This window comes from Falsiroseomonas sp. HW251 (assembly GCF_050563545.1).
In the GTDB taxonomy this organism is placed as follows: domain Bacteria; phylum Pseudomonadota; class Alphaproteobacteria; order Acetobacterales; family Acetobacteraceae; genus Falsiroseomonas.
On the sequence record NZ_JBNXUM010000003.1, the window covers coordinates 277,334 to 290,113 of the forward strand.

Below are 12,780 nucleotides of genomic sequence, written 5' to 3' on the forward strand. Positions count from 1 at the left end.
ACCGGCGCCCTGACGACCGCGCCAACTCTTCCCCCCGCGCAGCCGCCCCGGCATGCTCCGCGCAACGACCATCCCAAGGGGGGAACCACCATGCGAAGCCTGTTCGCCGCGCTCTCGGCCCTGCTGGTCGCCTGCGCCGCCGCGGCCCAGCCGCTGCAGATACGTGAGATCGGCAGCCTGCATGCCGGCGGGCGCGTCGCCGGCGTCAGCGGCCTGCCGGAGCAGGAGATCGTCTTCTCCCCAGGCGCGCCGCCGCTGCGCATCAACCCCAATGGCGAGTTCCAGGTCGAGCAGATGTACGCGCAATACGTCCGGCTGCAGGACCCGCGCGCCCGCTACCCCCTGATCCTGGCGCATGGCGGCGGGCTGACCGGCGTGACCTACGAGACGACGCCGGATGGCCGGCCGGGCTGGCAGATGCATTTCCTGCGCGCCGGCCACGACGTCTTCGTCACCGACGCGATGGAGCGCGGCCGGTCGGGCTGGGCGCGCTTCCCGCAGATCCTGGCCGGCGAGCCGGTCTTCCGCACCATGGGCGAGGGCTGGGATCTGTTCCGCATCGGGCCCGCCGGTGGGTGGAACGTCGACCCTGCGCAGCGCCGCGCCTTCCCGGAGTCGCGCTTTCCCGCCGCGGCCTGGAACCAGTTCATGATGCAATCCGTGCCGCGCTGGGTAACGACCGATCGCCAGGTACAGGCGGCCTATGATGCGCTGGTCCAGCGGATCTGCCCCTGCGTCGTGCTGGTGCACAGCCAGGGCGGCAATTTCGGCTTCACCATGGCCCTGAACGCGCCGGACAAGGTCATGGCGGTGATCGCGGTCGAGCCCTCCGGCGCGCCGCCCCAGGCCTCCGAGGCCGCGCGGGTGCGGGGGATCCCGCACCTCGTGGTCTGGGGCGACAACATCCGCGGCAACGCCTTCTGGGAGCGGATCCGCGCCAATGTGGAGCGCTGGCAGGGCCAGATCCGTGAGGCCGGCGGCACCGCCGACACGCTCGACATGGCGGCCGAGGGCGTGCGCGGCAACAGCCACATGATCATGATGGACGACAACAGCGACGACGTCGCCGCGCGCATCCAGGCCTGGATGGAACGGCGCGGCCTGATGCGCTGAGGCATGGCCTCGCATCTGGCGCCGGACCGATCCGCCGGCACCGCGGGTTGTCCGGGGGAGGGGGCGCGGTTATGAGGGCGCCACCCCTTCGACCCCCAGGATTGCCCGCTTGGCCAGCCTCGAACCCGACAAGCAGCCCGGCGCCGGGCCCAATCCGGCCCAGGCCCGCCAGGCCGCGCTGCTCGCCCGGCCGGCCAGCGAGGCACGCCGCATGGCCGACGCCATCCGCGCGCTCGCCATGGACGCGGTGGAGAAGGCGAAGTCCGGCCATCCCGGCATGCCGATGGGCATGGCCGATGTCGCGACGGTGCTGTTCACCCGCTTCCTGAAATACGACGCCGCCGATCCCCGCTGGCCCGACCGCGACCGCTTCGTGCTGTCGGCTGGCCATGGCTCGATGCTGCTCTATTCGCTGCTGCACCTGACCGGCCATGCCGGGATGGGCATCGAGGAGATCAGGAACTTTCGCCAGCTCCACTCGCCCGCGGCCGGCCACCCCGAATTCGGCGAGCATCCCGGGATCGAGACCACGACCGGCCCGCTCGGCCAGGGCATCGCCACTTCGGTCGGCATGGCGATCGCCGAGCGGCATCTCGCGGCGCGCTTCGGCAGGTCGCTGGTGGACCATCGGACCTGGGTGATCTGCAGTGACGGCGACCTGCAGGAGGGCATCAGCCACGAGGCCGCGTCGCTCGCCGGCCATCTCGGGCTCGACCGGCTCTGCGTCCTCTGGGACGACAACTCGATCTCGATCGACGGCGACACCGCGCTGTCCTTCACCGACGACACGCTGAAGCGCTTCGCCGCCTATGGCTGGGCGGTGCGCCGCGTGGACGGGCACGACCACGAGCAGGTTGCGGCCGCCATGTCCTGGGCGATGCGCAACCGGAAGCCCACGCTGATCGCCTGCCGCACCATCATCGGCTTCGGGTCGCCTGCAAAGGCCGGCACGGCCGCGAGCCACGGCGCGCCGCTGGGTGCGAGCGAGATCGAGGCCGCGAAATCCGCCCTCGGCTGGAACCACCCGCCCTTCGAGGTTCCGGAGGGCCTGAAGTCGGCCTGGGAAGACGCCGGCCGCCGTGGTGCCGGCACCCGACGCTCCTGGCTGAAGCGCCTGGCGAAGCATCCACAGAAGGACGAGTTCGACCGCGCCATGGCCGGCAAGCTGCCGGAGAACTGGCACGAGCCGCTGGCCGCGCTGCGCGCGAGGCAGGCCGAGGAGAAGCCGAAGATCGCCACCCGCATCGCCTCGCAGCGCGCGCTGGAAGCCCTGGTGCCGGCGGTGCCCGAGATGATCGGCGGCTCGGCCGACCTCACGGGGTCGAACAACACCAACGTGAAGGGCATCCCCATCATCGGCCCTGGCAACTATGCCGGCCGCTACATCCACTACGGCGTGCGCGAGCACGGCATGGCCGCTGCGATGAACGGCATGGCGCTGCATGGCGGGATCATCCCCTATTCCGGGACCTTCCTCGTCTTCGCGGACTACATGCGCGGCGCGATCCGCCTGGCCGCGCTGATGCGCCAGCGCGTGATCCATGTGCTGACGCATGACAGCATCGGCCTCGGCGAGGACGGGCCGACGCACCAGCCGGTCGAGACGCTGGCGTCGCTGCGCGCCATGCCGAACCTGCAGGTGATGCGGCCGGCGGATGCGATCGAGACCGCGGAATGCTGGGAGATCGCGGTCAGGCGCACGGACGGGCCGACGGTGCTGGCGCTGTCGCGGCAGAACCTGCCGGCGGTGCGCACCGACGCCGGGGAGAACCGCTGTTCGCGCGGCGGGTATGTGCTGGCCGAGGCGTCCGGCGCGCGCCAGGCGACCCTGATCGCGACGGGGTCAGAGGTCCACGTCGCGCTCGCCGCGCGCGAGGCGCTGGAGGCCGAGGGCATCGCCGCCGCCGTCGTCTCCCTGCCCTGCTGGGAGCTCTTCGCCCTGCAGGACGAGGCCTATCGCGCACAGGTGTTGGGCGAGGCGCTGCGCGTCGGCGTCGAGGCAGCCATCTCCATGGGCTGGGAACGCTGGCTCGGTGACGGCGTGTTCATTGGCATGGGCGGCTTCGGCGCCTCCGCACCGGCCGAGACGCTCTACAAGCATTTCGGGATCACCGCCGAGGCGGTGGTCGCAGCCGTCCGCAAGCGGCTGGGCTGACGGTCAACCGGGGAAGAGGAAGAGCTGAGATGGCGGTGAAGGTTTCGATCAACGGGTTCGGGCGCATCGGGCGCCTGGTGCTGCGCGCGGCCTGCGAGGCTGGCCGCGACGACCTGGAATTCGTCACCATCAACGACCTCGGCTCCGTCGAGGCGAATGCGCACCTTTTCCGCTACGACAGCGTCCATGGCCGCTTCCCCGGCGAGGTGATCGTGGAAGGCGACAGCATCACCATCAAGGCCCGCGGCCGGACCTATGGCCCGATCAAGGTGACCGCCGAGCGCGACCCGACGAAGCTGCCGCTGAAGGGCGTGGATGTCGCGATGGAGTGCACCGGCATCTTCACCAGCAAGGAGAAGGCCTCCGCCCTGCTGACCGCCGGCGCGCGGAAGGTCGTGATCTCCGCCCCCGGCGACAACGCCGACGCGACCATCGTCTACGGCGTCAACCACAAGACGCTGACGAAGGACATGACCGTCATCTCCAACGCGTCCTGCACCACCAATTGCCTCGCGCCGATCGCCAAGGTGCTGCACGAGAATTTCGGCATCGCGCGCGGCTACATGGTGACGATCCACGCCTATACCGGCGACCAGAACACCGTGGACACGCTGCACAAGGACCTGCATCGCGCCCGCGCGGCCGCGGTTTCCGCGATCCCGACCAGCACCGGCGCGGCGAAGGCGGTCGGCCTGGTCATGCCGGAGCTCAAGGGCAAGCTGGACGGCACGGCCATCCGCATCCCGACGCCGAACGTCTCGCTGGTGTCGCTCGACATCGTGCCGGTGAAGGAAGGCGTGACGAAGGAAGCCGTGAACGCCGCGATGAAGGCGGCGGCCGAGGGCGAGCTGAAGGGCATCCTCGGCTACAACACCGCCCCGCTGGTCAGCGTGGACTTCAACCACGACCCCCACAGCAGCACCTTCGACGCGACGCAGACCCAGGTCGTGGATGGCGGCCTGGTGCGCGTGCTGTCCTGGTACGACAACGAATGGGGCTTCTCCAACCGCATGAGCGACACGACGGCGCTGTTCGGGAGCCTGTAGTCCGCAGCACTCCCGCGCTGTCCCGCAAAGGAGGCTCCCTCTCCCGCCTGCGGGGGAGGGAAGCGCCGGGTCGGGTGAGCGGCTGCTTTAGGATTTTAGGCTTTTAGTCTTTTAGCGTTGTTGCGCGGTCCACATCGGACAAGTCCTCCGTCCCGGGCGCACGGCATCCCTCGGACAAATACCCGCGCCTGCGGAAGCCGCGATGACCGCCACGGATGAGCCCCGGGGCGCGCCCGGGGATGTCAAAGAGCCAAGCCAGAATATAGGAAGATTATCCACCCCGCGAGCGCAATCCGCGCCCGCGCTCAGAACAGCCTCAACTGCGTCCGGGATGCCTGAAAGCCGTGCCCGGCGCCGTTGGTGCACCACAGCCCTGCCTCTTCCGAGTCGCAGGTGATCCCCTGCCCCAGCCAGCGCGCGCCATAGCCCAGCACGAAGGCCTCGTCGTTGTGCACGCTTGTCGCCCGGCAGGGCAGCGTGACCTGGCCCTCCGCGTTCAGCGCCAGATGCCCCGGCCAGGGATCGCTGCAACCACGGGCCGGCGGCGGCGTCGCATGATCGTGCTCCAGCACGTCGCAGCGCAGCGTTCCCGCGGAGAACAGGCAATGGATGTTGCCGGACGGCGTCTGGAAGGCGTCGGGGGGTGGTTGGAAGGGCTGCTGGCCCGATGCTACCACCGGCGCCACGACCAGGGCCGCAACAAGCGACAGCGACGCGGTCCGTCTCATGTGCCCTCCGTAACGCGCCCCCTGGCAGGATCGAAGCGATGGCGTTCCGCACCATTGATGCCCTGGACCCCCGAGGCAAGCGCGTGCTGCTCCGCGCCGACCTGAACGTGCCGGTCAAAGACGGCCGCATCACCGACCGCACCCGGATCGAGCGCCTGTCCCCCACCATCCGGGAACTCGCGGACAAGGGCGGCCGCATCATCATCTGCAGCCATTTCGACCGTCCCAAGGGCCGGCGCGTGCCGGAGATGTCGCTTAAGCCGATGGCCGAGGCGCTGTCGGCCAGCCTGAACCGCCCCGTCGCCTTCGCCGATGACTGCGTCGGGCCCGAGGCCGAGGCCGCCGCCGCGGCGCTGCAGGAAGGCGAGGTCCTGCTGCTCGAGAACACGCGCTTCCACGCCGGCGAGGAGAAGAACGACCCGGCGCTCGCGCAGGGCCTGGCGAAGCTGGCCGACGTCTTCGTCAACGATGCCTTCTCCGCCGCCCATCGCGCGCACGCGTCCACCGAGGGCGTGGCTAAGCTGCTGCCTTCCTATGCCGGGCGGCTGATGGAGGCGGAGCTCAAGGCGCTGGATGCCGCGCTCGGCAATCCCGCGCGGCCGGTGGTCGCGATCGTCGGCGGCGCCAAGGTCAGCACCAAGCTCGACCTGCTGGGCAACCTGACGCGCAAGGTCAACGTGCTGGTGATCGGCGGCGCGATGGCAAACACCTTCCTCGCCGCGCAGGGCCATCCGATGGGCCGGTCGCTGCAGGAAGCCGAGATGCACGACACCGCGCGGCAGATCCTGGAACAGGCCGCTGCCGCGGGCTGCGAGATCCTGCTGCCGGTGGACCTGGTGGTAGCGGCGGAGTTCGCGCCGAACCCGTCGACGCGGACCGTCGCCGTGGACCGCGTGCCCGAGGACATGATGGCGCTCGATGTCGGCCCCGACACGGTGGACCTGGTGGAGGCGCGGCTGCGCAAGGCCTCGACGCTGGTCTGGAACGGCCCCTTCGGCGCCTTCGAGACGCCGCCCTTCGACAGCGCGACGGTCGGCGTCGCGCAATCCGTGGCGTCGCTGACGGCGTCCGGCGCCCTGAAGTCCATCGCGGGCGGCGGCGACACCGTGGCGGCGCTGAAGCATGCGGGGGTGGCTGACCGCATGACCTATGTCTCGACGGCGGGCGGCGCGTTCCTGGAGTGGCTGGAGGGCAAGGTGCTGCCGGGGGTCGCCGCGCTGGAGCAGGGTTGAGGGGCTGCCCGCTCGTCGAGGCGGGACGACCACGACCGAGCCTCTACGGCGGTGGCCCGGGTGGTCGGACTGCTCTGCGAAAAGATCGACCCGGAACGGGCTTTGCCTTCGTCTTTCAGCGGTATCCATTTCCGGCGTCCTGCATTCAGCCGCGGCTTCAGCTGGTTCCAGCCATGGTAAGCTCGGCGCGGGCCCTGTGCTCGCACCGATCCAATCGAATTGGGAGATCCAGCATGGCTGCCACTCGACGCCTCGCCTTGACCGGCACGAGCCTGCTCCTCTCGACCGCGGCGCTCATCCGTACTCCCGCCCTGGCGCAGAGCGACGTGCCGGCCTCGCTGTCGGGTCCGCACAGCGAAGACGAACTCGCGGCCATCGCGGCGGATGCGTATGTCTATGCCTACTCGCTCCTCTCGGTTGAGATGTCCCGCAGGGTCATCACCAATGTCGAGCGCGCGGAAACCACGCGCGCGCCGATGGGACAGTTCGCCAAGCTGCGCGAATATCCGACCGCAGCGTACCGCGACGTCACCGCGCCCAACGCCGACACGCTCTACGCCAACGCCTTCGTCAACGTCGGCGAGGAGCCCTGGGTCCTCTCCTGGCCCGACATGGGCGACCGCTACTACGTCTGGAATATCTACAATGCCTGGGTCCCGGTGACGGAAGCGCCGGGCTCACGGACGACCGGGCAGAAGGCGCAGGCCTATGCCATCACCGGGCCGAACTGGCGCGGGACGCTGCCCGACGGGGTCGGGCGGATCATTTGCCCCACGGCGACGGCCTGGATCCTGGGGCGGGTCTACTCGTCGGGGACGCCCGCGGATTTCCGGGCGGTCTGGGCGCTGCAGGACCAGTTCAGGCTCGTGCCGCTGAGCTCCTATGGCCGGTCCTATACGCCGCCGCCGGGACGCGTCGATCCGAACATCGACATGCGCCGCTCCGTCCGCGACAGCGTGAATGCGCTGGACGGTCCGGCCTTCTTCTCGCTGACGGCGGAGCTGATGACGACCAATCCGCCGGCGCCGGAAGACGGGCCGATGCTGCTGAAGCTTGAAAAGCTCGGCATCCTGCCCGGCAGATCGCTCGAGGTCGCGAGCATCCCGCCGCCGGTCGCACGCGCGATGGAGCGGGGGCGCAGGGCGGGCTGGGAGCGCATCGCCGCGCATACGCGCGAGGCCGGCACGCCCGGCAATGGTTGGATCATCAATCCCGCCAACTACGGCTTCGCGACGGACTACCTGGCGCGGGCATGGCTTTGCGCCTTCGGCATCCCGGCGAACCAGCCAAGGGATGCGGTCTATCCCTACACCATGCTCGACAGGAACAACCGACCGCTGGACGGGCGGAACAAGTACGTCATCCGCTTCCCGAGCCGGGCCGACCTGCCGCCGGCCAACGGTTTCTGGTCGCTCACCATGTATGACGAGGGCTGGTTCTTCGTCCCGAACCCGCTGAACCGCTACACCGTCAGCGAGCGCAACCAGCTGAAGGCGAATACGGACGGGTCCATCGACCTCCATGTCCAGAAGGACTCGCCCGGGGCCGACAGGGAATCCAATTGGCTGCCTGCCCCGGAAGGGCGGTTCATCCTGTGTATGCGCCTCTACTGGCCGGTGGAGCCGCCCAACCGCTCCGTCCTGAACCTGACCTGGTTGCCGCCGTTCGTAGATCGCGTCGGATAGGTCCCCACCCGGGGCCGAGCCGGTTGGTGCGGACATCGCGATGCCCGCACCAACAGCCCAGACGAGACTTCCGCGTTCCGCGCCGCGTTTCTGAATCATCAACCCGTGCCGCTTTTCTAGCATTGGTTGCTGGACAGTTGACGGCAGGGCCACGCATGCTTCCCGCGTGCGCCCCATCGGCCCTGATCGTCGCAACCCGCCGAACCGGTTAACCCGGCGTTCAGACCTTCGCCCTATCGTGCTCCGCATGATCAGCATGAACTCGCTCGCCGCCTTCACGGCGGAGGTCTCGCGGATCCAGGGTCCGGCCCAGGCGCGCGCCACCACGGGAACGCCATCGGCCACGACGCCGGCCCAGCCGGAAGCGCCGCGCCGCCTCGACAGCCTGCCGGCGCAGCCGACGGCGCCGCTGCCCCGCGGATCGCTGCTCGACCTCCGCATCTGAGCCTCTCCCGGCCGGAACCTTCCGCGGCCCTTCCGTGATCACGGGCGCCTTGCGGCGCGGGCGGCAAATCGCCACCCTTGGCGCATGTCCGTCGCCACCACGAATTTCGTGCGCCGCGTCCCGGAAGGGGAGGACCGCGAGCGCCTGACCTGTGCCGATTGCGGCTTCGTCGCCTACGAGAACCCCAAGGTCGTCGCGGGCTCCGTCGTCGAGGTGGACGGCCGCATCCTGCTCTGCCGCCGCGCGATCGAGCCCCGCCACGGCTTCTGGACCATCCCCGCGGGCTACATGGAGCTCGGCGAGACCGTCGAGGAAGCCGCCCGCCGCGAAGCCCGCGAGGAAGCCTGCGCCGACATCGCGCTCGACGGCATGCTGGCGATGTATTCCATCGCGCGGATTGGCCAGGTGCAGGTGATGTTCCGCGCCCGGCTGGCGACCCCCGGCTTCGCCGCGGGCCCCGAGAGCCTCGAGGTGCGGCTGTTCGCCTGGGACGAGATCCCCTGGGACCTCCTGGCCTTCCCCTCGGTCCATTGGGTGCTGCGGCACTGGAAGGAAGCGGGATCCGGCCCGCTCGGCCCGCCGCGGTCCAACCCGCCCGACGACCTCCGCGGCATCCGGCCCCTGCAGGGGGGTGCGTGATGCGCGCCCGGCTTCTCCTGCCGGCGCTGATCGGGCTGTTGCCCGCGACGGTCCTGGCGCAGGGCCAGCCCCCCCGGCCGGCCGACCGGCCGGCGCCGCCCGCGGCCGCGCGCCCCTTCGGCACGGGCGCCCAGGCCCGGCTGCCGCCCACGGTGAACGGGCCGATCAACCTAGTGCCGAATGGCCAGACGCCCTATCGCCCGCGCGACGCCGCCCCCATGCCCAACCGCGACATCGAGGCGCCGCGCGACCGCTTCGCCAACAACCTTACCCCGCGCTTCGAGCCGCTGATCCTGCCGCAGGAGCGCCGCCAGGGCGTCACCTTCGGCAACGAGCAGCCCCGCGGCACGCCGGACCGCCCCTTCGACAACCTCGTGCCAGGCGCGCGGCTGCGCATCCCCTTCGAATAGGATCAGCGCGGGCCGTTCGCCCGGCCCGGCGACCACACGGGATCGGGCGCCCGCCAGATCGCGGGATCGCGCAGCATCGCGGCGAGGCCGTCTGCCATCGCCTCGAACATCGCCCTGCCCTTCTCGGCCGTGGCGGCGCGGGGATCGCCGCGCACGCCCGTCTCCGGCGCGCGCTCCGCGAAGGACCAGAAGCGCGTCACCGCCGCGTCGCCCGCGGAAAAGCCGGCAGGCGAGACGCTGCGCGCGACCTCGTCCCGGCGGACCTGTGCGGGATCGAGATGCAGCCAGAGGCTCGTCTCGCCCTCGCAGGCGTGCTGGATGCCGGGCTGCGTCGCGAGGTTCGCGCGGATCGCCTCGGGCGCGAGCTTCGTGATGGTGGTGCCGCAGACCGGCACGCCGAATTCATGCGCGAGTTCGCGCGCGGCGACCGCCATCGGCTCGATGTTGCCGCCATGGGAGTTCAACAGGAACAGGCGGGAGAAGCCGTCGGCGCGGATCGACCGGACCACGCAGCGCAGCACGCCGGCGAAGGTCGCGTAGTCCAGGCTGATCGTGCCGCCGAACGGGAAATGGTGCTCCGACAGCCCCATCCACATCGGCGGCAGCACCACCGCCGCGCCCTCGTCCAGCCGCTCGGCGCCGGCGATGGCGACGGCGTGGCCGATGAAGCTGTCGGTCCACACCGGCAGGTGCGGCCCGTGCTGCTCCATCGCCGCGACGGGCAGCACCACCACCGCGTCCCCGGCGGCGAGGGCGCGAAGCTCCGCCGCCGTCATGCGTTCCCACCGGACCTCGACCATCGCGCCTCTCCCTGGACTGGCGCGGGGAGAATGGCGCGCGGCGCGGCGGCGCGGAAGCCGGTGGGATCGCGCGCTACAGCGCGAAGTCCGCCGCGGTCCAGGCGCCCACGGTCTGCACATGGATCTCGAAGAGCAGGATGTTCGTCGAGCTCCAGCCCCGCACGGCCGTGTAGTCCACGACGTCGTCCACGGGCACGACGGTGACGCGGCCCGACAGCGGGCCCGATGTGAACCCGATGCCGAGGAAGGCGCTGCCCGCCCCCAACGGGCCGAAGGCCGCGACGTTGATCACGTCGGCGCCGATGACGAAGTCCGTCACGACGTCCACGCCGGACAGCGTCGGCCCCGCGTTCGGCGAGAAGGCGAAGACGTCGTTGCCGGTGCCGCCCGACAGCGTATCGGCCGATGCCCCGCCATTGAGGGTGTCCGCCCCGGCATTGCCGGCAATGGAATCCGCCCCGCCGGATCCCGCCAGGCTGTTGGCGCCGCCATTGCCGGCCAGCGTCCCGGCGCCGGTCATTCGCGCATCCTCGATGTTGAGCGCGCCGCGCAGGGTGCTGGGGGCCGCCAGGGTGAAGCTGCCGCCGCCGAGCAGCCAGGCATCGCGGGCCCCGCCGGAATCCGTGACGCTGTCCGCGGCGTCGTAGACGAAGGTGTCGTTGCCGAGGCCACCCCGCGCGTGTCCGCGCCCGGACCGCCATCCAGGCTGTCATTGCCGTCCTCGCCGTCCAGCACGTCGTCGGCCGCGCCGCCTGACAGCGTGTCGGCGTTGATGCCGCCGGCCAGGCGATCCGCGCCGTCGCCGCCGGACAGCACGTCGTTGCCCGCGCCGCCGGACAGGCTGTCCGCGCCGGCGTCGCCGGCAAGGCTGTCGAGGCCGAGATCCCCGGCAAGGGTGTCGTTGTCGGCCCCCCCGACCAGCGTGTCGTTGCCGTCGCCGGCGAAGAGGCTGTCATTGCCCGCGCCGCCGTCCATCGCCTCCTTGGCGGAGGAGCCGACCAGCGTGTCGTTCCCGGCCTCGCCGAGCAGCACGTCCTTCTCCGCCGGCGACGCCGTCCCGCCTGAGGACAGGCTGTCATTGCCCTCGCCGCCCGACAGCGTGTCGGCGCCGCCAAGGCCGAGGAGCAGGTCGTCGCCGAGCCCGCCGAGGATGGAATCCGCGCCGGCGCCGCCGGTCAGACGGTCGCCGGCGTCGCCGCCATCGAGCGTGTTGGCGCCCGCGCCGCCATCGAGGCTGTCCGCCTCGGCACCGCCGAGCAGCGAATCGTCACCATCGCCGCCCGACAGGCTGTCCGCCCCTTCCCCGCCGTCGAGCGTGTCCGCATCCGCCTCGCCGGCCAGGGTGTCGGCGTCCTCCTCGCCGGCCAGCAGGTCGTTGCCGGCACCGCCCGTCAGGATGTCGGCGCCGCCGGCGCCGAAGACGGTCGCCGCGCCGGCGCCTCCGATGATCCGGTCGTCGGCGGGTTCCTGCGCGCCCTCCCGCCCGAAGACGACCGCGCCGTCGGCGTCGCCGAGCGTGAATTCGAAGCCGCGCTCCGGCGTCAGGCCCTCGAAGGCGACGCCGCCCAGGATGAAGGTCCCGGCGCCGGCCAGCACGAAGCCTGGCAGCAGCCCGCCCGCCGTGGCGGGGTCGTAGGCGAGCTGCACCGTCTCGAACACGCCAAGAGCGGCGGCGGAGACGGCGAGCCGCGCGGCGGTGTCGAAGCGCACGCCCTCGATGCCGGCGACCTGCGCGCGGCCGATGTCGAGCAGCGTGCCGCCGGCGACCGCGACGGCGAGCATGTCCTCCCCCGCGCCGCCGTCGAAGAGCTCGCCGAAGCCCGCCGCGGTCTCGGCGGTGGAGAGGCGGATGGTGTCGTTGCCGATCCCGCCCCGCACGGCATCGCGCCCGGCGCCGGGATCGAGCAGGTCGTCGCCGGCGCGGCCGAACAGCGCATCGTTGCCGCCCTCGCCGAGCAGCGTGTCGTTGCCGGTGCCGCCTTCCACCAGGTCGGCGCCGCCGCCGCCGGCGATGCTGTCATTGCCGGCGCCGCCGAACAGCCGGTCCGCCCCGCCCGCCCCGCTGGCCACGTCGTTCCCCGCCGCCGTCAGCACGGCGAGGTCGCCGCCGCTGAAGACGAGGGAGTCGAAGGCGCCCGCGGCCAGCGACAGGCCCGTCGCGGCGTGCAGCAGCGTCCCCGGCAGCGGCGTCGCCACCGTCCAGGACGCCGCCGTGCCGGACCGCCATTCTATACCCGTGATCGTGCCGGAGCCCGGCAGCCCCGTGCCGAGCGTCAGCGCGGCCAGGTTGTTGCCGCTCAACACCAGGATGCGCGGGTCCGCCCCGCCGACCGCGAAGGCCATGGTGGAGCCGTCGCCGCCGAGGAAGGTCAGCGGCAGCGGGCCGAGGAAGCGCAGCGGCGCCCAGTCGCCCGGCGCCGAGGTCGAGACCGTGACGATCGCCATGATCGATACCCAGCTGTCCGGCGTCGCCAGTCTGCCGAACGCGGGCGTCGATGCATACCCGGAATCATGCGGGCGGCGCGCG

General features: G+C 71.3%; 12 protein-coding genes. 8 read left to right on the forward strand and 4 right to left on the reverse strand.

All coding sequences use genetic code 11. The features are described from left to right. Positions 1–90 precede the first annotated feature (90 nt). The 3 genes from ACLF3M_RS05025 to gap all read left to right on the forward strand — a co-directional run bounded on the left by ACLF3M_RS05025 (position 91) and on the right by gap (position 4,314). Complete coding sequence (locus ACLF3M_RS05025; protein WP_430655763.1) at positions 91–1,113, forward strand: alpha/beta hydrolase-fold protein; 1,023 nt, start codon at positions 91–93, stop codon at positions 1,111–1,113. Positions 1,114–1,222: 109 nt separating this feature from the next. Beyond that, positions 1,223–3,268, forward strand: a complete 2,046-nt coding sequence (gene tkt, locus ACLF3M_RS05030; protein WP_430655764.1) for a transketolase — start codon at positions 1,223–1,225, stop codon at positions 3,266–3,268. Between the two features lie 29 nt (positions 3,269–3,297). Continuing rightward, positions 3,298–4,314: a type I glyceraldehyde-3-phosphate dehydrogenase gene (gap, locus tag ACLF3M_RS05035; protein ID WP_430655765.1), complete on the forward strand. Its 1,017-nt coding sequence runs from the start codon at positions 3,298–3,300 to the stop codon at positions 4,312–4,314. A gap of 305 nt (positions 4,315–4,619) precedes the next feature. Here the strand turns inward: gap and ACLF3M_RS05040 are convergent, their stop codons facing one another. Next, on the reverse strand, positions 4,620–5,042 hold the full coding sequence (locus ACLF3M_RS05040) for a DUF6636 domain-containing protein (RefSeq protein ID WP_430655766.1): 423 nt from the start codon (positions 5,040–5,042) through the stop codon (positions 4,620–4,622). 38 nt (positions 5,043–5,080) lie between these two features. On the opposite strand from ACLF3M_RS05040, the gene ACLF3M_RS05045 reads away from it, so the two are divergent. The 5 genes from ACLF3M_RS05045 (at position 5,081) to ACLF3M_RS05065 (ending at position 9,453) form a co-directional block, all read left to right on the forward strand. Beyond that, positions 5,081–6,274, forward strand: a complete 1,194-nt coding sequence (locus ACLF3M_RS05045; RefSeq protein ID WP_430655767.1) for a phosphoglycerate kinase — start codon at positions 5,081–5,083, stop codon at positions 6,272–6,274. Between the two features lie 233 nt (positions 6,275–6,507). Then, positions 6,508–7,959 (forward strand): DUF1254 domain-containing protein, encoded by a 1,452-nt coding sequence (locus tag ACLF3M_RS05050; RefSeq protein WP_430655768.1) that lies wholly within the window; start codon positions 6,508–6,510, stop codon positions 7,957–7,959. Positions 7,960–8,206: 247 nt separating this feature from the next. Continuing rightward, the gene (locus ACLF3M_RS05055) at positions 8,207–8,404 is read left to right on the forward strand and encodes a hypothetical protein (RefSeq protein WP_430655769.1); all 198 of its coding nucleotides are present in this window, start codon (positions 8,207–8,209) and stop codon (positions 8,402–8,404) included. 84 nt (positions 8,405–8,488) lie between these two features. Next, positions 8,489–9,043: an NUDIX domain-containing protein gene (locus ACLF3M_RS05060; protein ID WP_430655770.1), complete on the forward strand. Its 555-nt coding sequence runs from the start codon at positions 8,489–8,491 to the stop codon at positions 9,041–9,043. After that, a complete protein-coding gene (locus tag ACLF3M_RS05065) occupies positions 9,043–9,453 on the forward strand; it encodes a hypothetical protein (RefSeq protein WP_430655771.1) in 411 nt (136 codons plus the stop codon). The genes ACLF3M_RS05060 and ACLF3M_RS05065 overlap by 1 nt, the downstream gene beginning before the upstream one ends. Positions 9,454–9,455: 2 nt before the next feature. On the opposite strand, the gene ACLF3M_RS05070 is transcribed toward ACLF3M_RS05065, so the two are convergent. The 3 genes from ACLF3M_RS05070 to ACLF3M_RS05080 all read right to left on the reverse strand — a co-directional run bounded on the left by ACLF3M_RS05070 (position 9,456) and on the right by ACLF3M_RS05080 (position 12,698). Continuing rightward, a complete protein-coding gene (locus ACLF3M_RS05070; RefSeq protein ID WP_430655772.1) occupies positions 9,456–10,253 on the reverse strand; it encodes a creatininase family protein in 798 nt (265 codons plus the stop codon). Between the two features lie 73 nt (positions 10,254–10,326). After that, positions 10,327–10,773 carry a M10 family metallopeptidase C-terminal domain-containing protein gene (locus ACLF3M_RS05075; RefSeq protein ID WP_430655773.1) on the reverse strand — a complete coding sequence of 149 codons (447 nt, stop codon included), beginning with the start codon at positions 10,771–10,773 and terminating at the stop codon, positions 10,327–10,329. After that, entirely contained in the window at positions 10,770–12,698 is a 1,929-nt protein-coding gene (locus ACLF3M_RS05080) for a calcium-binding protein (protein ID WP_430655774.1), read from the reverse strand. Before ACLF3M_RS05080 ends, ACLF3M_RS05075 begins: the two co-directional genes overlap by 4 nt. Between the last annotated feature and the right edge of the window lie 82 nt (positions 12,699–12,780).